The following is a 24,245-nucleotide window of genomic DNA, read 5'->3' as shown; positions in this document are numbered from 1 at the left end:
ACACATTCGGAGGGCCGCTGCGTCTCGATAGCCCCGCACGGCGCAAGACGCCATATCGCAAACGGGGATGGGCACCCTGACAATTCCGTCAGTGAGGCTGCCGTTGTCGCGATAGGCTGTTAGCCTGCGCGGGGGTGAAGGAGGCACGAAGACCATGGCCAGGGCGATGCGACGCTTGGGGATCCTGCTGGCGGTGTGTCTGTCCGTGGTCCTGGGGGGCGCTCCGGCGGCAGCGGCGGTCAAGGCCACCTTCTACGCCCACAGCGGCAACCAGATTCGCGGTGGCTGGCTGCTGTTCCCGCATGCCTATGTGACCCTGACCGGGACCGTCGAGGCGACCGGCGAGGTTGTCGATGAGGCGGTCGGATTCACGGCGAAATTTCCGGGACCGCAGTTGCTGTTGTTTTCCGGGCCCGGTGTCGTCGAACGGCCGGATGCCCTCTATCTGTCCGAGGGACGCCCCTATCTGTCGCTGGAGATCAGCGACGCGGTGTTCGAGGCGGTGATGGCGCGCATCGCCCACTGGAGCAGTCCGGAGGGCTCGACCTACAGCCTGCGGCGTCGCAACTGCATCAATTTCGTCGCTGATATCGCCCGGACGGTCGGCCTGCTGACGGCGGCCGAGAACACCCTCAGCCCCAACGGCTTCCTGACCGGGACGGCCGCGCTCAACCCGGCGGCGGCCGTCGCCCTGGCCGGGACCGGTGTGACCGCCTCGCCCGCAATCTCACGCGCGGCCGCACCCGGCACGGAAAGGGGGCGTTAATGATACTGTGGCGAACGTGGCCAACAGTGACACGCGGAAGGGTCTGGGCATGAGCGTCCCGCCAATGATACCGGCGGCGGACCCGAAACGGCCCACCCTGGACAGCCTGGTCGGTGACGCCGCTTCCCCGGAGGCCCTGTCCCGGCTGTCGCGGGCCTCGCGGTCCACGCGTCGCGCCGCGGGCAGGAAGGCCGGCAAGGCAGAACCCTCGTCCCGCGCCGTCCTGCTGCTTCAGGCCTCGCTGAAGGCGATCGCGGCAGAGCGCTACGGTGAGGCCTCGCAGCTCGCGCTGAAGGCGCTGAAGCTGGACGAGCGCAGCGGTCTGGCCTGGCATATCCTGGCGATTGCCCAGGAAAAGGCCGGCGATCTGATCCAGGCGTTTTCCGCCTATGAGGCGGCGGTGAGTCTGCTGGCGGACGAAACCACGGTCGCGTTCGATCTAGGCCGGCTGGCGCATCGCCTCGGCTATCTGGAAATCGCGGAGAAACTGCTGAGCCGCTATCTGGCGCGCCATCCCGGAAACGTCGAGGCGGTCAACAACCTGGCCTGCGCCCTGCGCGACCAGAACCGCTATGACGAGGCCATCGACCTGTTGCGCGACGCCCTGGGGGCCGCTCCGGCCGAACCGATCCTGTGGAACTCCCTCGGCACGGTGCTGAGCGAGCGCGGCGACGCGGCCCAGTCGCTGCCCTTCTACGACGAGGCGTTGCGCCTGGCCCCCGACTTCTACAAGGCGCGCTACAACCGGGCCAATGTCCGCATGAGCCTGGGCGAGCCCCGGCTGGCGATCGCCGACATTGACGAGGCCCTGACCGGGGTCACCGCCCCGACCGAAGTCGCCACGATGAAGATGGCCAAGGCCCTGACCCAGATGGCGGTCGGCGATCTGGACCGGGCCTTCGAGACCTATGAGGCCCGCCTCGACCCGGCGCTGGCCGACGCGGTCACCTTCGCGCCGGGCGGCGAACGCTGGACCCCCGGAGACGACCTCAAGGGGCGGACGCTGCTGGTCTATGGCGAGCAGGGCCTGGGCGACGAGATCCTGTTCGCCAATGTGCTGGGCGACACGCTCGAGGCGCTCGGGCCGGACGGCACCCTGATCCTGGCCGTCGAGCACCGGCTGGTGCCCCTGTTCCGGCGCAGCTATCCGCAGGCCCGGGTCGTGCGGCACCGCAGCGTCCGTCATCTGGGCCGGCTGTATCGTGCCGCCGACCTGCCGGACCCGGTGCCGGACATCGACCTGTGGACCCCGATGGCCAGCCTGTTCCGTCAGTTCCGCACCCGGGCCGAAGCCTTCCCGGCCACGCGCGGGTTCCTGACGCCCGACCCGGACCGGGTCGCCCACTGGCGCGCGGTCCTGGCTGCGGCCGGTCCGGGCCTGAATGTCGGCGTGGTCTGGAAGAGCCTGATCATGAAGGGGGCGCGCGTCCGGGTCTATTCGCCGTTCGAGATGTGGCGGCCGGTGCTGAGCGTGCCGGGCGTGCGCTTCGTCAATCTGCAGTACGGCGACGCCAGCGCCGAGCTCGCGGCGGCCCGGGCGGCCGGCCTGGAGCTCTGGACCCCGCCCGGCATCGACCTGAAGGACGATCTCGATGATCTGGGGGCCCTGTGCGCGGCGCTCGACGTGGTGATCGGCCCGGCGACCGCGACGACCAATATCGCGGCCGCCTGCGGAGCGGCGGTCTGGATGACCTCGACCGCCGAAGCCTGGTCCGGCTTCGGTCCGAACGGCTACCTCTGCTACCCGACGGTCGAGGTGTTCCGCACCGCCGAGACCGGTGAATGGGGCGCGGTCATGGATCGCATCGCCGCCGCCCTGTCGGCCGAGGTCGCGCAGCGTCATGCGGCCTGATGTCCCCGCACAAACTGCCGCCTGTCCCGTCCGCGGTCCCGCGCCGGAGGCGCATTGAATGACGTTCATTCCCTATGGCCGGCATCACATCGACGCGGACGATGAGGCGGCGGTGGTCGCCGTTCTCCGGTCTGCCTTCCTCACCCAGGGGCCCGCGACCCAGGCCTTCGAGGCCGATCTGGCGGCCTATGTCGGAGCCAAATACTGCGCGGTCGTGTGCAACGGCACGGCGGCGCTGCACATCTGTATGGCGGCCATGGACATGGGGCCGGGCGAGGGCGTGACCACACCCAACACCTTCGTGGCGACGGCGAATGCCATGGCCTATGTCGGCCTGACGCCGGTGTTCGCCGACATCGATCCCGCGACGCTGAACCTGTCGCCGACGGCGACCCGGGCGGCCCTGACCCCGCAGACCCGGCTGATCGCCCCGGTCCATTTCGCCGGCCTGCCTGCCGACATGCCGGCCTTTGCGGCCATGGCCGCGGATCGCGACATCCGGATCGTCGAGGATGCCTCCCATGCCATCGGTTCCGAATATGTCGGCGGGGGTCGGGTCGGCAACTGCCGCCATTCCGATGCGACCATCTTCTCCTTCCACCCGGTCAAGACCATCACCGCGGGTGAGGGGGGGGCGATCGTCACCAATGACGAGGCCCTGTACCAGCGGCTTCAGATCGTCCGCTCCCATGGTGTGACCCGCGAACCCGGCCTGCTGACCGACAATCCCGGTAGCTGGTGGTACGAACAGCAGATGCTCGGTTTCAACTACCGGATGACCGAGATGCAGGGGGCATTGGGGTCGAGCCAGCTGCGCAAGCTGGAACGGTTCATGGCGCGACGCCAGGCGATCGTCGCCCGCTACCGTCAGGCCTTCGCCGGCCTGAACTGGCTGGTGCGTCCGCCCGAAACCCCGGGTCAGACCGTCTGCCAGCATCTGTTCGTGGTCCAGATCGATTTCGACGCGATCGGGAGGACCCGGCCGCAGGTGATGGCCGCCCTGCTGGATCAGGGCGTGGGGTCCCAGGTGCATTACATCCCCGTCCATCTCCAGCCCTGGTATCGCGAGACCTTTGGCACGGCGGCGGGGCAACAGCCCGCGGCCGAACGCTATTACGAGCGCTGCCTCAGCCTGCCCCTGTTCCCGGCCATGACCGACGCCGACGTCGAACAGGTGATCACCGCGGTCCGGGGTCTGGTGTGAGCCTGCTGGCGGTCATCCCGGCCCGGGGCGGCAGCAAGCGCATCCCCCGCAAGAACATACGCCCGTTCGCCGGTCGACCGATGCTGGCCTGGCCGGTCGCGGCGGCCCGCGACAGCGGCCTGTTCGACACCGTCATGGTCTCGACCGAGGACACGGCGATCGCCGACGCCGCCCGCGCGGCCGGGGCCGAAGTGCCCTTCCTGCGCAGCCCGGCCACCGCCGACGACCACAGCACCCTGCTGGACGTTCTGGCCGAGGTCGTCGCCGCCTATCAGGACCGGGGCCAGACCTTCGACGCGGTCTGCTGCCTGCTGGCGACCGCGGCCCTGGTCACGCCTGACGGGTTGCAGCGCGGGCATCAACTGTTCCGGTCGGGGGATTTCGACAGCGTCTTCCCGGTGGTGCGGTTCGGCTCGCCGATCCAGCGCGCCCTGCGTCGCGACGCCGCCGGCCATACCGCCATGCTCGCTCCCGAACACTATGCCAGCCGCTCCCAGGACCTGGAGCCGGCCTTCCACGACGCCGGTCAATTCTACTGGATGAGCGCCGCCGCCTGTCTGGCGAAGACACCGACCTTCTCGGGCCGGGCCGGGAGCTTCGAGATCGCGGAGACCGCGGCCCAGGACATCGATACCCCAACCGACTGGCACCTGGCCGAGCTGAAATTCGCGCTGCGGGCACGTGGGCCGGATCCGCGCGCATGACCCGCCCGGGCCTGCTCGTCATCTATACCGAGGGCGGCCGGGCGCGCGGGCTCGGTCACGTCAGCCGCTGCAGTGCCTATGCCCGCTACCGACAGGCGCAGGGCGGCCGGGTTTTGTGGATGCTGGATGGCGATGATCTGGCGACCTCCATGATCGCCGACTGTGGCGAGGTCCGCATCGGCCCGTGGCAGGATGAGTCCGCGGCCCTGCCGGACCTGAATCCGGCCGTGGCCATCGTCGATTCCTACCGGGTCAGCGCGGCCGTGGTCGCTGCCATCGCCGACCAGGCCGCGACGCCGGTCTTTATCGACGACCTGCAACGCCTGCGCTATTCGCGTGGCCTCGTGGTGCATCCCGCGCTGGACCCGGCCCCGCTGCGACCGGACGGGGCGGAATGGCTGACCGGGCCGCTGTGGCAGCCGCTGCGGCCCGCCTTCTGGAGCGTCGCCCTGCGCGGGCCGGTGCGGCCGGTCGTCGAACGTATCCTCGTGACCCTGGGGGGCAGCGACGTCCACGATCTTGGCGCGGCGATCATCCGTCAGGTCGCGCACGCCTTTCCCGGTGCCCACATCGACTGGGTCACCGGCGACGGGAGCGCCCCGCCGGCACCGGGCGTCACCGCGCATCGTCGGCTGTCGGATCAGGCCATGGCCGCGCTGATGCTTGAGGCCGACCTCGCCGTCAGCGCCGCCGGGTCCACCACCTTTGAACTGGCCCGCTGCGGGGTGCCGACCGTCCTGCTGGGCGTCGCCGGCAACCAGCAGCCCAATCTCGACCACTGGCCCGATCTGTGTGGCTTTGTCGACGCGGGCCGTTCGGATGCCGCCGACCGGTCGGCGCGGATACAGGCGGGGCTGGACAGCTTGCGTGATCCGCGGGTTCGGGCCGTAATCTCGGATCGGGCCCAGGCGACCGTGGACGGGCAGGGGGTCCGGCGGCTGTTCGACCGCCTGCAGGTCCCGACCAGGAAGGCCGCATCATGACGGACACGCCACCCACACCGCGCTCCTCGGGTCTGCGCTTCGAGGACTGTCGCCTGCGGCCCCTTGCGCCGGAGGACGCGGCCCGGACCCTGGCCTGGCGCAACCAGGACCGGGTACGCGCCAACATGTACAGTGACCATGTGATCGGTGCGGACGAACACGCCCGCTGGTTCGCCGGTGCCCTGTCGAATCCCGCGGCCGCCTACCGGATCTATGAGCACCAGGGGCGACCTCTGGGCTTTGTCTCCTTCACCGGCATCGACCGCCACAACGACCGCTGCAGCTGGGCCTTCTACCTGGGCGAGGCCGACGCCCCGCGAGGCTCGGGGGCGGCCATGGAACTGCTGGCCCTGGACCAGGTGTTCGGCGAGCTCGGCATCGGCAAGCTGTGCTGTGAGGTCCTGGCCTTCAACGCGGCGGTGGTCCGCCTGCACAAACGCTTCGGCTTCGTCGAGGAGGGGCGGCTTGTGCGTCACGCCCGCAAGGACGATCAATTGCACGACGTCGTCCTGCTGGCCCGGTTCGCCGACGGCTGGGACGCGGACCGTCCGGCCCTGATGCGCACCGTATTCGAAGGCCCGCCCGCATGAGTTTCGCCTTTCCCGACCGCGTCTTCATCGTTGCCGAACTGTCGGCCAACCACGGCGGCGCGCTGGACACCTGTCTCGAGACCGTGCGGGCGGCGGCGGCGGCCGGGGCGGATGCGATCAAGGTCCAGACCTATACCGCCGACACCATCACCCTCGACTGCGACGGCGACTGTTTCCGGATCAATGACGGCACCCTGTGGGACGGCACCACCCTGCACGCCCTGTATCGCGAGGCCGCCCTGCCGTGGGAATGGCATGCGCCGATCCAGGCCGAGGCCGAACGCAACGGCCTGGTCTTCTTCTCCTCGCCGTTCGACGTCACCGCCGTCGACTTCCTCGCGGCCATGGACGTGCCGCTCTACAAGATCGCCTCGTTCGAGATCGTCGACATTCCGCTGATCGAATATGCCGCGGCGAAGGGCCGGCCGATGATCATCTCGACCGGCATCGCCGGCCTGGCCGAGATCGAGGAGGCCGTTTCCGCCTGTCGCCGCGCCGGCAATGACGACATCACCCTGCTGACCTGCACCTCGGCCTATCCGGCCGATCCGGCGGACGCCAATCTGGTCACCCTGCCGAAGCTGGCCGAAACTTTCGGCGTCCGGGTCGGCCTGTCGGATCACACAACCGGCGACGTGGTGGCGATCGCCGCCGTGGCCCTGGGCGCGCGGGTGGTCGAAAAGCATTTCATCCTCGACCGCGCCATCGGCGGCCCCGACGCCAGCTTTTCCCTGACCCCGGACGCGTTCGCGACCCTGGTGCACAATCTGCGGGTAGCCGAATCGGCGCTCGGGACGATGCAGTTCGGCCCGACCGGTCAGGCCGCGATCAACCGCCGCTTCGGCCGGTCCCTGTTCATCGCCGAGGACGTGAAGGCCGGTGACGTCCTGACCGAGCAGAACCTGCGCTCGGTGCGTCCCGGTGACGGCCTGCACCCGCGTCACCATGCCGAGCTGCTGGGCCGCACGGTCACCCGCGACGCCGCCCGGGGCACGCCGATGCGCTGGGGCCTGGTGGAGTAGGGCTCAGGCTTCGGCGAACCGGTTGAAATCCCGGGTTTCCTCGACCGTCAGGAAATGGGGGTTGGAGCCTGAATTGTATTCGAAGCCCGGCTCGACCCGCTCTCCGGCCTCACCCATGGCATTGTGGGCGAAGTCGCTGTCGACGTTATGGAAACGGATCGTCGGGGCGATCACATAGTGGTCGGCGAAATCATAGGTCAGGTGCGAATCGTCGGCCGGGCACATGATCTCGTGCAGTTTCTCGCCAGGGCGGACGCCGACCACATGGGTGGCCATGCCGGGGGCCAGGGCCTCGGCCAGGTCCATGATCCGCACCGATGGGATCTTGGGGATGAAGATCTCGCCGCCCTGCATGCGCTGGAAATTGGTCAGGACGAAATTGACTCCCTGGTCCAGCGAGATCCAGAACCGGGTCATGCGCGGATCGGTGATCGGCAGGGACTCGGCCCCTTCGGCCATCAGCTTCTGGAAGAAGGGCAGCACCGACCCGCGTGAGCCCACGACATTGCCGTATCGCACCACGGCGAACCGGGTCTTGTGGCTGCCGGCCATGTTGTTGGCAGCGACGAACAGCTTGTCCGACACCAGCTTCGTCGCGCCGTACAGATTGATCGGATTTGCCGCCTTGTCGGTCGACAGGGCGATGACCCGGTCCACGTCATTGGCCAGGGCCGCGGCGATGACATTCTCGGCCCCGCTGATGTTGGTGCGGATGCATTCGGTCGGATTGTACTCCGACGCCGGCACCTGCTTCATGGCGGCGGCGTGGATGATGAAGTCGACGCCCCGGGTCGCCTGGATCAACCGTTCGCGGTCGCGCACGTCGCCGAGGAAGAAGCGCATGCACGGGTCAGTGAACTCGTGCTGCATCTCGAACTGTTTCAGTTCGTCGCGCGAATAGACGATCAGGCGGCGCGGCTTGCACCGGGCGAGAATCGTCCGGATGTACATCTTGCCGAACGACCCGGATCCACCGGTGATCAGGATGGACTTGTCATCAAACATGCAGGAAACGCCTCGGAACCGACGGGACTCATCTGGCGAGTATGGCTCAAATATCGGCCTCCGAACGGATAATCGGCGGGAAGATTGCCCGACGACAGCCCTGGCGCTGGGGAGGAATCGCGACACGGCAGGCAGAACGGTTCCCTACGGGTGCTCTGGCGTATCGAGCCGTCCGCTCAGGCCTGTTCGCGGGGCCGCCGGGTTCGCTGACGGATCCGGGGTGCGGTCGGATGAGCGGCCCCTTCCAGGATGGCGGCGAACAGCGCGAACAGGACTGCAATCGCCTCCGTGCGGAGGGGGTAGTCGACGGCCGAATGCAGCAGGACCATCAGGATGGCGATGCTGGCCGCCCGCTGCAGGTCGGATTCCCGCGACGGTGGTGCCCGCCAGCAGGCCCAGCTGCGCCGGCCCCACCAGGCCAGGAACACCAGCACCAGCGCCATCCCGATCCAGCCGGTTTCCAGCCAGATCTCGAGATAGTCGTTGTGCGCCTGGTTGAAGTAGGTGGGATCCAGTCGGTCGAGGGGCTCAATCGACCGGTACACAGGGTCAAAGGAGCCGAGCCCCGATCCGACCGGCAGGTAGGTCTGGGCCGCTTCGGCGACATAGGGCCAGTTTTCGAATCGGCCTTCGGCCGGTGAATCAGGGTCGAACCGATCCAGGATAGGAGCGAGGGCAAAGACCCCGACCGCTGCGATGGCCAGCGCCACAATGGCGGCCAGGCCGAAGAAGGCAGGGCCCGGGCGCCGCCGGCCGGAGGCAATCCAGGCGGCGAGCAGGCTCAGTACCAGGGTCGGACCGATCAGGATGACGCCGGCGCGCGACCGCACGACGGCGATGGCCACAATGACGAGCCCGATAAACAGGCTGCCCAGCCACAGGGTGGTCTGACCCCGGCTGGAGCTGCGGCGCAGGGCGGCACCGGCCAGCACGGCCGCGAACGGCGTGGCGACCAGCAGCAGGGTGGCGTGATGGTTGCGGTTGGCGAAGAACCCGTCCATGCCGCCGCCGCGTGTGGCCGGCCAAAGATAGAAATGCCCTCCCGCAATCTGCAACATGCCGAGCAGGATGGAGATCACCGTCGCTCCCAGGGCGAGGTAGAGCAGCTGACGCCTCACCTCATAGGAGGCTATCAGGGCTGCCAGGAACATGGCCACGGGCGGGATCAGGGCAAGGAAATGCTGCCAGGTCCGGTCGGGAGTTACAGAGAGGGATGACCAGCCGGGCTGCAGTCCGGCAAGGTTCAGGGCCAGCTCGAGTTGGTCGCGCCCGGGCAGGGCGGTCCAGATCGCGGGCGGCAGGGGGACCAGCTGGATCAACGGCAGGGCGACCAGACCGGCCAGCAGGCCGAGGGTCAGCCTGTGCTCGCGCCAATTCCCCCATGTCTGGAGGTGCAGGCCGACGATGGCCAGCAGGGGCAGGGCTGCCAGCTCGACCATGGCCAGGCGCAGGCCATGCATCCGGCTGGCCCCGCCGAACGCAAAAGAAAAGACCAGCAGGACGACCATCGCAATCGCGAGGGCGTTCCACTGGCCTTTTCGAAAACTAAAGTTCACAAACCCCCCGGGGCGACGTCAGGACTGCGCCGGGAAGCTGGGAATGAGTTAGTTGCTTTCCGAGTCGTCGCTCGAAGCGACTGCGATCACGCCGATCAGGACGGCGCCACCGATCAGGATAACGGGAAGCGGAATGCCGGCAAATTCGCTGCTGACGTCGGCGCGGGCACCGACCCGGTCACCCACGCGGGCGGTTGCCGAGGTGGATCCAGCGGCGGCAGCCTGGCCGGCGATGAGCAGAAGGCCGACAGCGGCGGCGGTGGCGGTCTTGCGCATAGTTGAACCCCTTCAGAAGAAATGCAGGTCGAGGCCTGCGTTGTATATCGAAAACATAACTAGAGCCAAGAAGTTGCCGGTGCAAGGGAAAAAACCTCGCATTCACAATGCAGGCGTGTTTCCGGTGTGGGTGTCACTGATCGGCCGCGAAAGGCTTGAAACTAGCCTTGGCGTACGATTGCGAAGCGATCGTACCAGCCCACAACCTTGATGCGACGCTCGCCGGGCTTGGGAACCAGCCGAATCCATTGCGCGGTACAACCTTGGGTGGGCACCTCTATGGTAAAGGTGAAGGTCTTCCAGCCGGTATCGCCGGGGGCGGTGACCGTGCGCGATTCGCCGAGCCTGGCCCCGGACTCGAAACAATAGACTCCCCAAGCCAGGCGCGAGCCGGGGTCTCCGGTTTCCGCCCGCATCTGGCCGGAAAACCGGTAGGTCCCGGCCGCCAGCTGGATCAGCTGTTGCGCGAGCGGTGCCGACGCGTAGCTGCCGAACTGAGCGCGCAAGGCGCTGTCGCCGCGCACATCGTCCGGGAGGATTTCGGCGACGGCGCCGCCGGCATTGAACAACTGCCACTCAAACGGAACCGCTTCTGTGGGGGCGGAGAAGTCGCCATTGACCAGGACCCCGGCTTCTCCGCGGCCAAGGCGCTCGCGCACAACGGCCATGGCCGCGAGTCGGTTGCCGGCCAGCAACTGGTGATAGAGGACGGCGAGTTCCGGTTTCGAGAACGGCGTTGACGTCGCCTCAAGGGCGATGGCCAGATTGGCCGCAAGCCCTAGTCCGGCGTCTGTCTGATACAGACCATTCAAATAGTCCGTGCGCCAGGGAGGGGCGGTCGCCAGGAGCGTCACCAGCACGGGCATGGCCCGCGCGTCGGTGGACGCAGCGACCGAAAACAGCCTGAACAGTTGCGGCTTCAGATCGTCGCGCCGCCGCACCAGGGTATCCGCATGGGCGAAGGCGGAGTGGTAATCCCCGCGGGACAGCCGGTAGTCGATCAACCAGCCGTGGGAGGGATCATCCCGCAGGCTCCAGTTGCCGGCCAGGGTCAGCATGTCGTCGGCGCGCGGCTTCTGACCGTTTTCCGCCGCCGTCAGTCCCAGCACGCGCAGGGCCTGGACGTTGAACGGGGCCCGGCCGAGTGACTGGCCGGCCAGATATTCCGCATTGTCCAACCGGTCCGCCGCGAACTCGGCTTCCGCGGCCCGACTGAGCACGGTCGGCGAATTCGGCGATAGCTGGATCGCCTGCGCGACCGGCAGCCGTGCGACCGCCATTTCGCGCACCACCTGCCAGCCGAGCCAGACCGTCACGGCGACAAGGACGAAAGCCCCGGCCTCCGCGATCCCCCGCCGGCCATCCTCCCGTGTTGGCCGCCTTCCGCTCAACGCTTGCGACTCTTGGATCCGGTGGCCGGTGCGCCGTAGTTATAATCGTAGGAATAGTCGTAGCCGCCATAGGAGGTTGTGCGGGCATCAAACTTCGTGAGAACGACGCCCAGCAGTCTGGCCGACCCCATATTCAGTCGGCGCATAGCGCCCCGGGCCTGGCCACGCCGTGTCCCTTTGGATTCGAGAACGAACAGGGTTCCGCCCACCGTCGCGGCGAGAATCGGCGCGTCGGCGAAGCCCAGGATCGGAGGCCCGTCGATGATGACGTGATCGAAGCGTTCCAGGGCTTCGTTCAGAAATGTGCGAATCCGATCGCCGCCCCAGAGTTCGGCGGGGTTGGGTGGAAGCGGGCCGCAGGAAACGAACGATAGGTTGTCGACACCGGTCTTGTGAACCACGGCATCCAGATCGGCGGAGCCGGACAGCAGATTACTCATGCCACGTTCGTTGTCGACGCCAACCAGACGGTGCATCGACGGATTACGCAGATCGCCGTCGACCAGGAGCACGCGCTTGCCGCTTCGGGCGAAATTTTGTGCCAGTGCGTATGAGGTGGTGGACTTGCCTTCAGCCGGGCGTGAACTGGTGACCAGCATGCTCCCCGGTGCCCCGTCAGGCGTTGAAAACTGCAGGGCGGAGCGCAGGGAATAATAGGCCTCTGAAAATGCCGAGCGAAGATTGGCGATTGCCGTTGCCGGCAGTTCGCCCTTGGCGAGCAGCGGAATGGCACCGAGGACCGGCACGCCCAGCTTGGCCTCAACATCGTCCGGCGTGGCCAGGGACTCGTCCAGAACTTCAAGCACGAAGGCCGCCAGCACGCCGAAGCCCAGACCCATCAGCATGGAGATCGCCAGGTTGAGCAGCAGCCTTGGGCTCGAAGGTATCGTCGGCGCATCAGCGCGGTCCACGATCGAAATGTTATTGGTGGTGACGCCGCCGGTGACGCCAACTTCCTTGTAGCGCTGGAGGAGACCGTCATACAGGGTACGGCTGGTGTCCACTTCACGCTGCAGGATGTTGTACTGGATGGTGCGGTCCCGCAGGTCGAGGACATCGGCTTTCAGGCCGTTTACCTGGGTTTGCAGCGAACGCTCCTGATTGGCGGCGACGACATATTGACTACGGATGGAGTCGCGGATCCCCCCCGCCATGGTGCTGATCTGCCGGTCCAGTTCGTCGATCTGCGCCTTTAGCTGAAGCATTTCGGGGAACTCGGGGCGGTAGCGTGTCAGGTTCTGCTGATACTGGGCTTCAAGCGTGGCGCGGCTTTCCATCATTCGCTGAATGGCCGGATTCTGGTACACATCGGGCAGGCTCATGACTGGCGCGGCGCTGGCCTGACGCCATTTTTCCTCAGCACCGACCCGCCCGGCGCGGGCCTGGGCCAGGGCCCCGTTCAGGGCGACCAGATTATTCGAGGCCAGCGACTGGCTGGCGCTGAGATTGTTATCGCCGTCATTGACGTTGATGATCTGCTGCCGGGTCGCATAGGCCACCAGTTGGCGTTCAGAATCCTCCAGCTTGGCCTTGGTCTGGGTGATCAGGTCCTCAAGAAATTGGCGAGCATAGGAGGAGGAGTCGAATTTGCGGTCCAGGTTGGACTGGATGAAATTTTCGACAAAGGCGTTGGCGACTTCAGCGGCCAGCTGCGGGCTGGGACTGTTGAAGCTGACCGTGACCAGACGCGACCCCCTCACAGGGGTGACGCCGAGATTGTCCTGAACGGTCTGCAGTACCAGTTCCCGACGCTTGGCGGCGCGTTCGGCCGCGCCGCCGGGCTCGGCGTCCGGCAGGGCGACGCCCATCGTGTCGAGAAATGCGTCAGAGGTATCCAGACCCCGTGCTTCGATGACGCGCTCCGCCAGAGACCGGCTGCGCAGCAGGCCGTACTGTGTCTGGAAGAACTCCTCGCCCTGGATCATCGACTCGCGCGGTGATGCGTCGTCGACATTGAGCACCCGCGCTGCCTCCCGGTCGATCTGGACGGTCGCGGACGCGGTATAGATCGGCGTCGTCAGGAGCGTGATCACCACCCCGATGACCACAGCGGAAACGAACACCGCCAATATGAGGAAGCGGTGCTTCAGCGCCAGGCGCCAGTATTCCGCGAGATTGAAGCTGTTGCTCCGCTCGTCGCCCGCGTCCCATCCCCCGGCGTCCCCACCTTCGGTATTGGGTCCCCATGGGCCGAACGCACCGTCATTTGGTCGCGCAAAGCGTTTTGCGGGCTCGTCGTAACCCTTGCCGTCACCCAGCATCATTCAAAATCCGATTTCACAGGTTCGCGGTGCCGCCGTCGAGTCAACGTGGTTCGGCGTTCACTATGTCAAAGCCAGCTGCGAGGCGATACGGGCCGGAAGGAAATTCGTCAACCTTGATGGGCTTGGCACCGCTCAGCGTGGTCGCGTCAGGTCTTTAACGGCGAGAAGCTTACCGCCACCGGGTGCTCCCCGGACCGACCCCAAGGGGCCGCATCCGAGGCGGCGGCCGCCTCGTCGACAGCGCTCTTCGGCCTCCAGGCCTTGCCCTGCCGGGGCCCACACGCGCGGATCCGGCAGCACCCGCACGGTACAGGCTGGAAAAGACAAAGAATATCGGAATGGCAAAGGGAATAAGCGGGACTGGATGTACCAGTGACGCAACGAGGATTGCTGCACCAAACACTCTTAGCGTGTCGTACGGGACCTGTTGCCCGGCCGTCGGCCGGAAACGCATCACAAACTGAATGAGGAAGTAAAGGAGCAGTCCGTAGAACAGCAGTAAATACACAGGACTCAGGTGCAACCCAAGTTCAACAAATGACTCGCAGAACTCCTCGGAGCACCCTTTTGTGGACTGTTTATAATCAAGCCCGCCAAGATTAAGAAAGTACCGTAAGTGCACAATAATTGACTGCACCTTAATTTGGGCAATTTCTATGAATAAGTCATAAAATGTTATGACGATAGCGGCGATACCGGCGAGAATGAACGCCGCGAACCTGTAGAGGCGGTTGTAAATCAGATACCCAATAATCGCCGCCGGTACAAATACGACAGCGAACAGGCTGCCCGACAGGATAGCCATTCCAACGATCGCCATTACCTTGAGTTCAGCATACCGGCTCTTGACTGCCCAGGGCGCGAGCGCGCCAATAATCAGTCCGGTGGCAAGGCTGTCGTTGGTGATGCCGTTGAAGCGCACGAATACATCAGTAAGGGTGTGCGACGGCTCACGCCCGAATCCAAGGAACAGTGCGATTTGTAGAATAAAACCGACCAGAAACATTGAAAACAGAAAACCAACGTCAGATTTTTCCAATCTTGCAGAGGGTTGCGCGAAGCAAAGAAATAGTGCGATCACGCAAATCTGGATCGATGAGTTGACGATGATGAATTCAGCTTCAAGGATTGGTTCGAAGAATTTCAGCGATAGTGCCGTTGCGATCGCAAGAAAGGCTCCCAGCAAGGAGGGGCGTGAGCGCACCTTGATGGGCAGAAAGAGCAACAAAATCGCCAGAATCTGAATCGAGTATTTGAAATACACGAACCAATACGGAGCCGCCGAAAAGCTGGAGCTCGTTCGGTCGTCGCCCCACATCATCAATGCTGAAATCCACGCCGGTAGGAAATAGCCGACTAAGAATAACTTGGTCTTGGACAACATGTTTCCCTGGATTCGAAATGAATTTGCGTCAGCGGATCAGCAACTCGAACGATCACGATGCATTCGGCGCAGTCAGCTTTGATTCATCTTCAGCAATTTGCCGCTGAGACCGCAACGTCGCGCTCCAAAGCCGCTGTTGAACAACGCGAACAAGCGCCTTTGCAGCCTGCAAGCCGCGTCTCAGGAGGCTGACGCGCGGCATATATCTCAGTACGGCAGAAAGGAATTGTTGCCCGTCGTCCCGCAACCGTGTCCGCACGCAGGCATCGTAGAGTTCCTTTTCCTCTCGATTCCGGACAAGCTGGCTCATGAATAGTAAAGTAGTCGGGCGTATATCCGACTTGGCAAATTTCGTCATCGCATTTGTCAGACGCGGGTTCAACCCGAGCGATTCGATCGCCTCGTCCCAATTCAGCGTGGCGATCTTCAGGCGACGAATGGGACCGGCGTGCGAGAAGGAATCGTTGTCGCCCCGTTTGAAGAGCAGCGGACGGCCCATCACGGTGATCGTGCTGGGATAGCGCGAGAGCACCGCGATCAAACGCGCAGAGTAACGCCAGCAGGTTCCGTTCGCCTGGGCGAGCGCCGGCGTGTTCAACAGGCGATCACGCCGCACCAGGCACGCGGAACAAAAGCTAAACAGTCCTTCTGACGTGCGAACGCGCGTCAGATAGTCGATCAGGTCATCGTCTCCTGAAATGTTCATCTTCAACGGTATGCCGCCATGGTCCTTCAGGATCGGATAGTTGCGTCGCGGGCGCATGTGAACGTCGCAATGGATTGCCGGGACCAGCAGCAGGTCGGGCGATTCCGTCAGTTCGGCCACCACGGCCTGTGACCATCCGGGAATCAGGGCGTCGTCCGCGCTCATGGTCCAGACATAGTCGCCCGTGGCCGCCGCCACGGCCTTGTTCAAATCGATATCGATGTTGCCGCGCTCGGTTGCGCTGATGACCTGCAGTTCGGGAAATTTGGCCCGATAGCGCTCGAGCACGGCCAGAGTGTCGTCGGTCGATCCCCCGTCGAACACGATGATCTCAATCGGTCGGTATCCCTCGTCGACGATCGAATCGAGCGTGTGGGGCAGGAACTCGGCGAAGTTCAGCGTCGGAATGACGAAGGAAAGCTTCATGTGATCAGTGTCCGTGAATTTCGGGCGTCATTCGGGACCGTAGACGAGCTCGCGCACCTTATCGATAAAGGCCAGCCGGCCAAACGCGGCCGCACCGCGCTTCATCGCCTCTTTGTCCCAGGCGACCGTTTCGAATGTCCTGATGGCCCGAGCCAGGCCGGCAGCGGATTTTTCACCGTAGAACACCGCATTGGCATCGCAGCGACCCGACTGGCTGTCGACCAGGATTTCGCGCATGGCCGCGCCGTCATAGGCGATGATCGGTGTCCCCAAGAATGCCGCTTCCAATGGCACCAGACTGTACTCGATTTCGGACGGAAAAATCAGCGCCCTTGCCCCCGACAGACTGCGCGCCAGCTCCGCGTCGTCGACATAGCCAAGGAACTCGATGTTGGCGGTGGCCATGCTCCGGAACTGGGTCAGCTGGCTGCCGGTGCCGATCACGCGAAGCCGGCGACCGCTCTGACGGAACGCGTCGATCGCGTAGGTTAGTTCCTTTTCGGGCTCCAGCCGGCTGATCAGAACGTAATAGGGTTCGTCACTGTCGCTGCGGCTCTCTGAAGCGTTCATCGCGCCCGTGAGACCCTTCTCGTTAAAGGGAGGCATCAGGACTTCCGTGTCGATGCCGGAAAAATCCAGCATGGCCCGACGTGAGGTGTCGGAAATCGATATCTTACGGCCGTACTTGCGGATGGCCCGGCGCTCCGGTATCCGCATGGCCGCCAAGACCGGTGCCAGGATCCACCGCAGCAGACGCGACCTGATCATCTTGTCCGGCTCATACAGACCGCGATTGGGATAGTTGGAATAGAGGATGCTGCGTTCGCAATCGAGGCGAACGAATTTTCCGCAGGTGGAGGAATAGGCGATCACGACGTCCGCCTTCACCCGCAACGACACCATCAACAGCGCCGCCACCGGGTACAGGGCGGTAACGAGGAAGCGGCTGGCAAACAGGCCGCCGAACATCGGCGAGATGATCGGACGTCCCAGCTTTGCTTCCCAGAAAGCCCTTGGACGAGCGTTCAACGCATAAATGCGAGCCTCGGGCAGGGCTTCGGTCAACATCTCGCAAACCCGTTCGCCGCCGCCCTGGGCCAGGAATTTGTCGTAGATGATCGCAACAGACGGCTTGTTCATTGCGTCCGTTCGCCCGAGGTGGCCATTTCATGGTCGATCATCATCGCGATCATCTCCGGGAATGACACCCGGGGTGACCAGTCCAGCTCGGCCCGCGCGCGTCCAATGTTGCCGACGATCGACACAGGTTCGTCCGCACGATAGTGGCGCGAATCCACGGTCACATGGTCACGGTAATCCAGTCCAACCGAGCTGAACGCAAGTTCGCAGAAGTCCTGAACAGTATGGGCAGTCCCGGTCGCAACAACATAGTCGCGCGGCCCCTCTCCCTCGAGCATTAGCCGCAATGCCCGGGCGACGTCGCCGGCGAAGCCCCAGTCGCGCGCGGCCGACAGGTTGCCGAGCGCCAATGTGTCCTGCTTGCCCAGCTTGATGCGCACCGCCGCCCGAACGATCTTCTGGGTGACAAAGCCCTCTCCTCGGCGCGGGCTTTCATGGTTGAACAGGTAGGCAGAGCAAGCGAACAGGTCGTATTTCTCGCGGTAGAGGCGGACGACGTTGTCTGCGTAGGTTTTGGCCGCGCCATACACGCTTCTCGGCACCCGCGGTGTGTTCTCGTCTTGGCAGGACACGCCGGACGCCGCGAAGACCTCACTGCTGGATGCCTGACAGAACCGGATCGCCGGGTCTGTGTGTCGAATGGCCTCCAGCATTCGCAATACCGCCACGCCATTGATATCTGTGACGCGGTCGGGATTGCGGTCCATGAGTTCGCCGGAGGTAAACGCGGCGAAATTGTAGAACGTGGTCGGCTGGAGTGAGCTCAGCAGGTCGGTCAGGACGTTCTGGTCCACGAGGTCCCACTGCACCAGCTCGATCCGTCCCGCCAGCTCAGGCCCGAGGCGTTCCGCCGCTCCGTCCAGCGTTCGGGTTGTCCCAACCACCCGTACACCCCGTGCCACCAGATCCGACGCGAGGTAAAAGCCATCCTGGCCGGTAACGCCGGTTATCAGGGAAGTCGTCAACTTAGGTCTCCATCTCGGGCGGAAGGCAGTACAGACCGGTACAGGTCGAGGTGTCGATCAGCTATCGAATACCAGCCAAAGGTATCCAGGCGGCCGGCACTGACGCGCTTGTTGCTCATGTAGCGCCCGAGTGCCTGCTTCATCTCGTCCAGATCATCTATCCGGGCATAATAGACGTTGGTTTCGACATCATATCCGTCCGTGAGCCTGGACGTCGTCAAAACGAAGGTGCCTTGAAGGACGCCGGCCAGGATCGAGGTGTTCCATTCGCCTCCACCCACCTTCAGTGGCAACACCAGCGCGTCAGCGGCGGCCAGGATTGCTGCCGCCTCCGAAGGATCAACGAACCCGGTCACGCGCGAACATCCTCGCCAGGAATCGCTCTGCGTGAGGGCCTTAATTCTATCAAGGTAGCTGGTGTCATCATCCGCGTTTCCGACGACCATGATGTAGTCGGTGGCGGGGTTGGCCAACTCGAACAGTTGTTCAATCTGCTTGAGAGGATGGATGAAACCAAAGAAAACGACCAGCCGCCGGGTGCCGACTTCGTAGCGCTCGCGCACGGCCTCTAACTCCCGCTGTGAAAGATCAGCCTTGGGAAGGGTCGCGGCACTGTTGATGTAAACCGGCCGTTTCAGGCGCACGAGAAAGGCGTAGGGCGGAAGAAATTGTTGCTGATACGATTTTCTGACCACGACGACGCGGCCGGGCGTCAATGCCAGGGCCAAGAAGCCGATCAAATCGCGCCGGTTAAATCCCTCATGCCAGGTCTGCACGACACGCGCGCCACAGCAACGCGCGATGAGCGGAATGAGCCAGGCTAATCTGCCGTTGCGATAGCCTTGGGTGGGGTACTGAACGTGGACGATATCAGGCCGAATACGCCGGATAGCGTGAAACAGGCGGCGGGCGTTGTGGACTGACCAGTCCGGTATTGAGCGCGATACGGAAACGTTTTCCGCGCGCGCAATTTCTGCCTCGTTACCCGTCGTGAGAACCGAAACGAGCGTGTCCGGATGGCGGGCGAGCGCGGTGGCCAGTCGGTGCGAATAGTCGCCGACACCGCAGCGATCGGGGGGGTATGACCCCCCGATCAGAAGTATCCTGATTGGCAACTATGACGCCTTCTCAAGCGCCAACCAGCCAAATGTGTAGTCACGGTCCATGCAATTCACCGGCCGGTCCGCACATGCAAAATCCAGTTGGCCAACAGGTTTGAGACCGAACTTCGCAGCTTCGACGATAAAGCTCTCCACGTCCGCCTTGGAGAAGATCGTCCAAGTCATATCAAATATCTTGATGTTGGAGGTATCGATCTTGTCGATCCAGTAGTCAAAAGAAGATATGAAATAGCCGCCTGGTTTGAGTATACGCGCGGTTTCTTGAAGCAAGGCGGTCTGGTCAAGTCCGTGTTCGATGACCGAGATCGAAGTCACTGCCTTGAAGTGCTCGTCAGGAAATGGCGTGCGCATGAAGTCGGAAACGCGATAGTCGATCTGATCGTTGTGGGGCATCTTCTGGACGCGCTTGTTGAGATCGACGCCGCTAAGATCCGAGTAGCCGAGCTGGTGGAGCGAGACGGTTATTTCCGAAGCGAAGGCACCGATGTCGAGGATCGGCTCTTTCTTTTCGACGTGGGCCTGGACGAACTGAATCGTCTCCAGCATGTCCCAGCTCTTGAGGTGATCCCCGAGCTTGATGGAACGGTTCAGGCCCAGCCGACGGAGTGTCTGCTTCGCCGGCGATTCTAGCGCCGACGCGCCCATCTGGACCATCGTCCGCCGGGCTTCATCAACTGAAGACATGCGGGCTAGGATTTTCAACGACATAGCTAATTTACTTTCGCTTCGGATGTTTCGACGGTTGACCGGCAGCAGCGACTGGAACTGTCGCCCTGAGGGGATCCGCCGGCGGTTTGCCCACGACGATGATCAACTTATGGCTTCCCTCTTGACGCTGCGGAGGCGCGCGGTAGCCGCGCTCCATGCTTCTCTTAATACATAGCGCGCATCGCGATAGACGAATAGCAGGATGGCGGTCGCGGCGAGCGAGCAGATGGTCGCAAAAGCCAGCCGCAGTACCGGGCCCAGGGCCGTCATGGTGACGAGGTGATCACCGGCGCTCACAATGACGGTGGCGACGATTAACGCCGGAGCTACATCCCGGAACATCCATTGTTTCTGCAGCCCGGGCAGCAGGTAGACATGGGTGACCGTTACGCCGATGACGACGTAGATCGCGTTCAGGCTCAACACCGATATGGCTCCGCCCAGCGCACCGTATTGCTTGACGAGCACCAGCGCCAGCGGAAGCATGATCGCGAGCATGGCGCAGTTGATCAGCAACGGCAGCTTGGTCCGCCCGGCGGCGAGTTGCAGAGCGTAGGGAAAATGCATCATGCCGTTGAGGGCTGCGCCCAGGCACAGCAGTCCGGCAATCGGTGCCGCCGCCATGGCGAGCGAGGCGTCGCCGGTCCACAGCAGCAGCAGGTCGCGGGCATAGAAGAATGCCGACAGCGCGATCGGGAACAGGCAGCTCAGGAACAGTCTCGTCCCGAGCCTGTAGAAGCGGATCCGCTCGGCGGGCTCGCCGGCCGCGAACAGCGCGCTCAGTCGCGGATAGATGATGTTGAAGGTCGGAATGATCAGAACCGACAGTCCACTCGCCAGGACGACCGCCAGGGAGTAGCGCCCGAAATCCGCCAATGCGGTCGATGAACTGACCATGAATTTGTCGAGTTGCGTCAGGATCAAGCCGGACATGGCGACGCCGCTCATGACGGCCGACCGGATCAACACGCCTCCGAGCAAGCCCCCATCGAACCGGGCGCTGTGCGAGCCGCCCAGGGTGCGCCACGCCGACCACCGAGCCCAGATTACATACAGAAGCGCCGCAGCGGACTGCCAGACGAAATACGCCCATATCGTACGGTCGACATACAGAAGAACCAGCACAGCGCCGACGTTGCTGACCGTCGCCATCGTGGCGGTCAGCCGGTAGGACACCTGCGCCCTCTGCAGTCCGATGAGCGTTCCCAGATAGAGGCTGATAGGCCAGCGCAGGGCGGCAACCAGGCCCATCATCCCGATCGCCAGGTTCATGTCGGCGCGATCCAGCGTGCTCGGTCCCAGCCACTTGTCCGCAATCAGCGGCGCGGCGAAGGCGATCGCAACAAAGACGGTGATCGCCACGACGGTATAGACGAATTCCAGAGAACGAAGCAGTCGCCGTGCACGATCGAGGTCGTCGAGGGCAGCGCTGCGCGCGACCTCGCGATTGATCGTCGCCCCGAGTCCCAGATCCAGCAGCCCCACAGCCGCCTGGAGCGTGACGTAGAAGCCGATCAATCCGTAGCTTTCGATGCCGAGCAGGCGAATGAACCACGGCACGCAGGCGAGGGAGACGATCGCCGCCCAGGCCACCGCGAAGACGCCCAGGATCAGGCTGGAACTGACGCTGAATTTTGATGACGGGCCGCTCACCACCGCGGTCCCGGCAATGTGCGGTCCTTCATCAAAGCTCTACGATTTCAAACACCGGAAGCGGGAACACCAGTGTGCGCCCCTTCATTGACGGCAGCGACTCGAAGAAGGGTCGAAAGTGCCACGGCAGCACAAACAGATAGTCAGGATTGAGCGCCAGCACCTCGGCCTCCGACTGGATCGGAATGAGTGAGCCCGGCGTGTATGCGCCGAACTTGTCGTCATTGACCTCTCCAACCGCCGTCAGGTGCGAGTCATTGATGCCGAATTCCTGTAGCAGAACGTTCCCCTTGGTGGACGCCCCCAGGGCATAGACTGACTTGCCGTCCGCCTTGGCCTTCTCGAGAAAGGCCATGGTTGCTGTGCGGGATTTCTCGACGCGATCCTTGAACGCTGCGTAGACGGCATCCTCGTCGAGATTCAGTGCGGCCTCGTCGGCGCGGATCTTGCCGAGGTTGGCTTCATTCGGCTGTCGGCTGCTCGACGCCTTCGCTGCGGTCACCGAGAAGCTGCCGCCGTTGATGTCGTTGAACTCGACATCGATGACCTTGAGCCCGGCCTCCCGGGCGATCCATTCGATCTGTTTCAAGCCGTAGAACTCGAGATGTTCGTGGCAGATGGTGTCAAACGAATTGGCCCGCAGCATCGCCGGCAAATAGCTCTGCTCGAAAACCCAGATGCCGTCGTCGGCCAGCGTGTCTGCCACTTCGCGCGCGAATTGGGCCGGATCCTCGAGATCGTAAAACATCGAGAACGAGGTGACGACCTTGGCCTTCTGACCCTTCAATGGCCCCCTGATCGCGGTGGCCGAAAAGAAGTCTGGAACCAGGGTGATATGGTCCGGATAATACTCACGGAACTTTGTGCCCGTCGGATCTACGCCGAACAGCTGGTAGCCGTTGTTGGGATAAGCGCGAAGCGACGTCGCGTCGTTGCTGCCGATGTCGATGATAACGTCACCGGGGGCCAAAATACCCAGATCAACAATCTTCCCGATCTTGCCTTGGAGGTGCCTGACCATGGAGGCATTCAGTCCCGAGCGGTAGCCGTAGTTCTCGCCGTACATCTGCGAGACATCATAGGATTGCCGAAGCTGGACCAGTCCGCACCCGCCCTCGCCCGAGCACCGAATGAGCTCTACGGGTCCAGCGTCGACGTGCTGAGAGCGCGAGCGCGGGAACACACCGGTCAACGCCTGTTCGCCGAGGTCCATCACAGATGTGAATTCGTCACCGCCGCACAGGCGGCAATTAGTAGCGTTGTTGTACATGGCAATCGCCTGGATTGGTGGATGATAACAGTTTGAAACAGGTGGCGGAGTGACCCCAACCTACTCGGCGCGCTGCGGGACTTTATAGCCCTTGTCAACGATCAGTGTATGCTTCTCTGCGGCGGTTAGGTCCTCGCGTACCATTTCCTTCACGAGTTCCTCGAAGCTGATTTTGGGTGTCCAGCCCAGCTTCTCACGCGCCTTGCTGGCGTCACCGAGCAACGTCTCGACTTCGGTTGGCCGGAAGTAGCGGGGATCAATCGAGACGATGCACTTACCGTCACCGTCGTATCCCTTCTCGTCGATACCCTCGCCGCGCCACGTCACTTCGATACCGAGTTCTCTGGCGGCAATATTGATGAACTCGCGGACGCTATACTGGATGCCCGTCGCAATCACGAAATCCTCGGGCTCGTCCTGTTGCAGCATTAACCACTGCATCTCGACATAGTCCTTAGCGTGACCCCAGTCCCGTTTGGCGTCGAGGTTGCCGAGGTAGAGTCGTTCCTGCAACCCCAGCTTGATTTGCGCCAGCGCGCGGGTGATCTTTCGTGTTACGAACGTCTCTCCACGTCGCGGGCTCTCATGGTTGAAGAGAATACCGTTGCAGCCGTAAATTCCGTAGGCTTCCCGGTAATTGACGGTGATCCAGTAGGCGTAGAGTTTCGCGACCGCATAGGGGCTTCGTGGGTAGAAGGGAGTCGTCTCCTTCTGAGGTGTTTCCTGCACTAGCCCGAAAAGCTCCGATGTGCTGGCCTGGTAGAATTTGGTCTTGTCCGTCAGGCCCAGAAGGCGGATCGCCTCGAGGATACGTAGGGCACCGAGCCCATCGCAGTTGGCTGTGTATTCGGGCTCTTCGAAACTTACTGCAACGTGGGACTGGGCCGCGAGATTATAGATTTCGTCAGGCTGGATTTCCTGAATAATGCGGGTAAGGCTCGTGCTGTCTGTCATGTCCCCGTGGTGCAAGACCATTTTTGCGCCCGAGGTGTGCACGTCATGATAAAGATGATCAATACGATCGGTATTGAAAAGGGACGTGCGGCGGCGAATGCCGTGTACCTCATATCCTTTCTCCAGGAGAAGCTCAGCAAGATAGGAGCCGTCCTGCCCGGTAATGCCAGTAACGATAGCCTTTTTCATAAGTATTTCTCAGCTGCACACGGCGCGATATGGCGCGCGGTATTATCCATTTTCTTGCGATAAAATTGGCCCGTATCCTGGCCCGGCCCGGATTGCTTCCTAGCCCGGATTCCTCA

The 24,245-nt window shown here is 63.4% G+C and carries 21 protein-coding genes; 7 read left to right on the top strand and 14 right to left on the bottom strand.

Going from position 1 to position 24,245, the window contains the following annotated elements; translation table 11 throughout:
* The first annotated feature begins 154 nt into the window (after positions 1-154).
* The 7 genes from AACZ75_RS04790 to pseI all read left to right on the top strand — a co-directional run bounded on the left by AACZ75_RS04790 (position 155) and on the right by pseI (position 7,121).
* Positions 155-766 carry a hypothetical protein gene (locus AACZ75_RS04790; RefSeq protein ID WP_339871577.1) on the top strand — a complete coding sequence of 204 codons (612 nt, stop codon included), beginning with the start codon at positions 155-157 and terminating at the stop codon, positions 764-766.
* Between the two features lie 64 nt (positions 767-830).
* Positions 831-2,618, top strand: a complete 1,788-nt coding sequence (locus tag AACZ75_RS04785) for a tetratricopeptide repeat protein (RefSeq protein WP_339871576.1) — start codon at positions 831-833, stop codon at positions 2,616-2,618.
* A gap of 58 nt (positions 2,619-2,676) precedes the next feature.
* A complete protein-coding gene (gene pseC, locus AACZ75_RS04780; RefSeq protein WP_339871575.1) occupies positions 2,677-3,822 on the top strand; it encodes a UDP-4-amino-4,6-dideoxy-N-acetyl-beta-L-altrosamine transaminase in 1,146 nt (381 codons plus the stop codon).
* On the top strand, positions 3,819-4,526 hold the full coding sequence (gene pseF, locus AACZ75_RS04775) for a pseudaminic acid cytidylyltransferase (RefSeq protein WP_339871574.1): 708 nt from the start codon (positions 3,819-3,821) through the stop codon (positions 4,524-4,526). Before pseC ends, pseF begins: the two co-directional genes overlap by 4 nt.
* A complete protein-coding gene (locus AACZ75_RS04770) occupies positions 4,523-5,509 on the top strand; it encodes a hypothetical protein (RefSeq protein ID WP_339871572.1) in 987 nt (328 codons plus the stop codon). The genes pseF and AACZ75_RS04770 overlap by 4 nt, the downstream gene beginning before the upstream one ends.
* The gene (pseH, locus tag AACZ75_RS04765; RefSeq protein WP_339871571.1) at positions 5,506-6,099 is read left to right on the top strand and encodes a UDP-4-amino-4,6-dideoxy-N-acetyl-beta-L-altrosamine N-acetyltransferase; all 594 of its coding nucleotides are present in this window, start codon (positions 5,506-5,508) and stop codon (positions 6,097-6,099) included. Before AACZ75_RS04770 ends, pseH begins: the two co-directional genes overlap by 4 nt.
* The gene (gene pseI / locus AACZ75_RS04760; RefSeq protein WP_339871570.1) at positions 6,096-7,121 is read left to right on the top strand and encodes a pseudaminic acid synthase; all 1,026 of its coding nucleotides are present in this window, start codon (positions 6,096-6,098) and stop codon (positions 7,119-7,121) included. Before pseH ends, pseI begins: the two co-directional genes overlap by 4 nt.
* A gap of 3 nt (positions 7,122-7,124) precedes the next feature.
* On the opposite strand, the gene pseB is transcribed toward pseI, so the two are convergent.
* From pseB to gmd, 14 genes are all read right to left on the bottom strand, one after another.
* Positions 7,125-8,126 (bottom strand): UDP-N-acetylglucosamine 4,6-dehydratase (inverting), encoded by a 1,002-nt coding sequence (gene pseB / locus AACZ75_RS04755; protein ID WP_339871569.1) that lies wholly within the window; start codon positions 8,124-8,126, stop codon positions 7,125-7,127.
* Between the two features lie 176 nt (positions 8,127-8,302).
* Positions 8,303-9,634, bottom strand: coding sequence for an O-antigen ligase family protein (locus AACZ75_RS04750; protein ID WP_339871568.1), 1,332 nt, complete (start codon positions 9,632-9,634; stop codon positions 8,303-8,305).
* 96 nt (positions 9,635-9,730) lie between these two features.
* On the bottom strand, positions 9,731-9,958 hold the full coding sequence (locus tag AACZ75_RS04745; protein WP_339871567.1) for a hypothetical protein: 228 nt from the start codon (positions 9,956-9,958) through the stop codon (positions 9,731-9,733).
* Between the two features lie 161 nt (positions 9,959-10,119).
* Entirely contained in the window at positions 10,120-11,274 is a 1,155-nt protein-coding gene (locus tag AACZ75_RS04740; RefSeq protein ID WP_339871566.1) for a hypothetical protein, read from the bottom strand.
* Positions 11,275-11,345: 71 nt separating this feature from the next.
* Positions 11,346-13,613, bottom strand: a complete 2,268-nt coding sequence (locus AACZ75_RS04735; protein ID WP_339871565.1) for a polysaccharide biosynthesis tyrosine autokinase — start codon at positions 13,611-13,613, stop codon at positions 11,346-11,348.
* Between the two features lie 169 nt (positions 13,614-13,782).
* Complete coding sequence (locus tag AACZ75_RS04730) at positions 13,783-14,994, bottom strand: hypothetical protein (RefSeq protein ID WP_339871564.1); 1,212 nt, start codon at positions 14,992-14,994, stop codon at positions 13,783-13,785.
* Positions 14,995-15,049: 55 nt separating this feature from the next.
* Complete coding sequence (locus tag AACZ75_RS04725) at positions 15,050-16,129, bottom strand: glycosyltransferase family A protein (protein ID WP_339871563.1); 1,080 nt, start codon at positions 16,127-16,129, stop codon at positions 15,050-15,052.
* Positions 16,130-16,156: 27 nt separating this feature from the next.
* Positions 16,157-17,269, bottom strand: a complete 1,113-nt coding sequence (locus AACZ75_RS04720; RefSeq protein WP_339871562.1) for a glycosyltransferase — start codon at positions 17,267-17,269, stop codon at positions 16,157-16,159.
* On the bottom strand, positions 17,266-18,234 hold the full coding sequence (locus AACZ75_RS04715; protein WP_339871561.1) for a GDP-mannose 4,6-dehydratase: 969 nt from the start codon (positions 18,232-18,234) through the stop codon (positions 17,266-17,268). Before AACZ75_RS04715 ends, AACZ75_RS04720 begins: the two co-directional genes overlap by 4 nt.
* On the bottom strand, positions 18,231-19,349 hold the full coding sequence (locus AACZ75_RS04710; RefSeq protein WP_339871560.1) for a glycosyltransferase: 1,119 nt from the start codon (positions 19,347-19,349) through the stop codon (positions 18,231-18,233). The genes AACZ75_RS04715 and AACZ75_RS04710 overlap by 4 nt, the downstream gene beginning before the upstream one ends.
* Positions 19,350-20,063 carry a class I SAM-dependent methyltransferase gene (locus AACZ75_RS04705; protein WP_339871559.1) on the bottom strand — a complete coding sequence of 238 codons (714 nt, stop codon included), beginning with the start codon at positions 20,061-20,063 and terminating at the stop codon, positions 19,350-19,352. It lies immediately after the preceding gene.
* A gap of 102 nt (positions 20,064-20,165) precedes the next feature.
* Positions 20,166-21,716, bottom strand: a complete 1,551-nt coding sequence (locus AACZ75_RS04700; protein WP_339871557.1) for a hypothetical protein — start codon at positions 21,714-21,716, stop codon at positions 20,166-20,168.
* 31 nt (positions 21,717-21,747) lie between these two features.
* A complete protein-coding gene (locus AACZ75_RS04695) occupies positions 21,748-22,986 on the bottom strand; it encodes a class I SAM-dependent methyltransferase (RefSeq protein WP_339871556.1) in 1,239 nt (412 codons plus the stop codon).
* Between the two features lie 60 nt (positions 22,987-23,046).
* Positions 23,047-24,129, bottom strand: coding sequence for a GDP-mannose 4,6-dehydratase (gene gmd, locus AACZ75_RS04690; RefSeq protein WP_339871554.1), 1,083 nt, complete (start codon positions 24,127-24,129; stop codon positions 23,047-23,049).
* Between the last annotated feature and the right edge of the window lie 116 nt (positions 24,130-24,245).

The organism is uncultured Brevundimonas sp. (genome assembly GCF_963975535.1).
In the GTDB taxonomy this organism is placed as follows: Bacteria; Pseudomonadota; Alphaproteobacteria; order Caulobacterales; family Caulobacteraceae; genus Brevundimonas.
The sequence above is the reverse complement of the archived record's forward strand: the minus strand, read 5'-3'. Positions and strand labels throughout refer to the sequence as shown.

Bases quoted from the DNA above. Each gene is read 5' to 3' on its own strand.
- AACZ75_RS04695 (WP_339871556.1), bottom strand. From the start codon at position 22,986: ATGTACAACAACGCTACTAATTGCCGCCTGTGCGGCGGTGACGAATTC.
- AACZ75_RS04785 (WP_339871576.1), top strand. From the start codon at position 831: ATGATACCGGCGGCGGACCCGAAACGGCCCACCCTGGACAGCCTGGTC.
- AACZ75_RS04705 (WP_339871559.1), bottom strand. From the start codon at position 20,063: ATGTCGTTGAAAATCCTAGCCCGCATGTCTTCAGTTGATGAAGCCCGG.
- AACZ75_RS04745 (WP_339871567.1), bottom strand. From the start codon at position 9,958: ATGCGCAAGACCGCCACCGCCGCCGCTGTCGGCCTTCTGCTCATCGCC.
- pseI (WP_339871570.1), top strand. From the start codon at position 6,096: ATGAGTTTCGCCTTTCCCGACCGCGTCTTCATCGTTGCCGAACTGTCG.
- pseC (WP_339871575.1), top strand. From the start codon at position 2,677: ATGACGTTCATTCCCTATGGCCGGCATCACATCGACGCGGACGATGAG.
- AACZ75_RS04720 (WP_339871562.1), bottom strand. From the start codon at position 17,269: ATGAACAAGCCGTCTGTTGCGATCATCTACGACAAATTCCTGGCCCAG.
- AACZ75_RS04725 (WP_339871563.1), bottom strand. From the start codon at position 16,129: ATGAAGCTTTCCTTCGTCATTCCGACGCTGAACTTCGCCGAGTTCCTG.
- pseH (WP_339871571.1), top strand. From the start codon at position 5,506: ATGACGGACACGCCACCCACACCGCGCTCCTCGGGTCTGCGCTTCGAG.
- pseB (WP_339871569.1), bottom strand. From the start codon at position 8,126: ATGTTTGATGACAAGTCCATCCTGATCACCGGTGGATCCGGGTCGTTC.
- AACZ75_RS04750 (WP_339871568.1), bottom strand. From the start codon at position 9,634: ATGGTCGTCCTGCTGGTCTTTTCTTTTGCGTTCGGCGGGGCCAGCCGG.
- gmd (WP_339871554.1), bottom strand. From the start codon at position 24,129: ATGAAAAAGGCTATCGTTACTGGCATTACCGGGCAGGACGGCTCCTAT.
- AACZ75_RS04735 (WP_339871565.1), bottom strand. From the start codon at position 13,613: ATGATGCTGGGTGACGGCAAGGGTTACGACGAGCCCGCAAAACGCTTT.
- AACZ75_RS04790 (WP_339871577.1), top strand. From the start codon at position 155: ATGGCCAGGGCGATGCGACGCTTGGGGATCCTGCTGGCGGTGTGTCTG.
- AACZ75_RS04770 (WP_339871572.1), top strand. From the start codon at position 4,523: ATGACCCGCCCGGGCCTGCTCGTCATCTATACCGAGGGCGGCCGGGCG.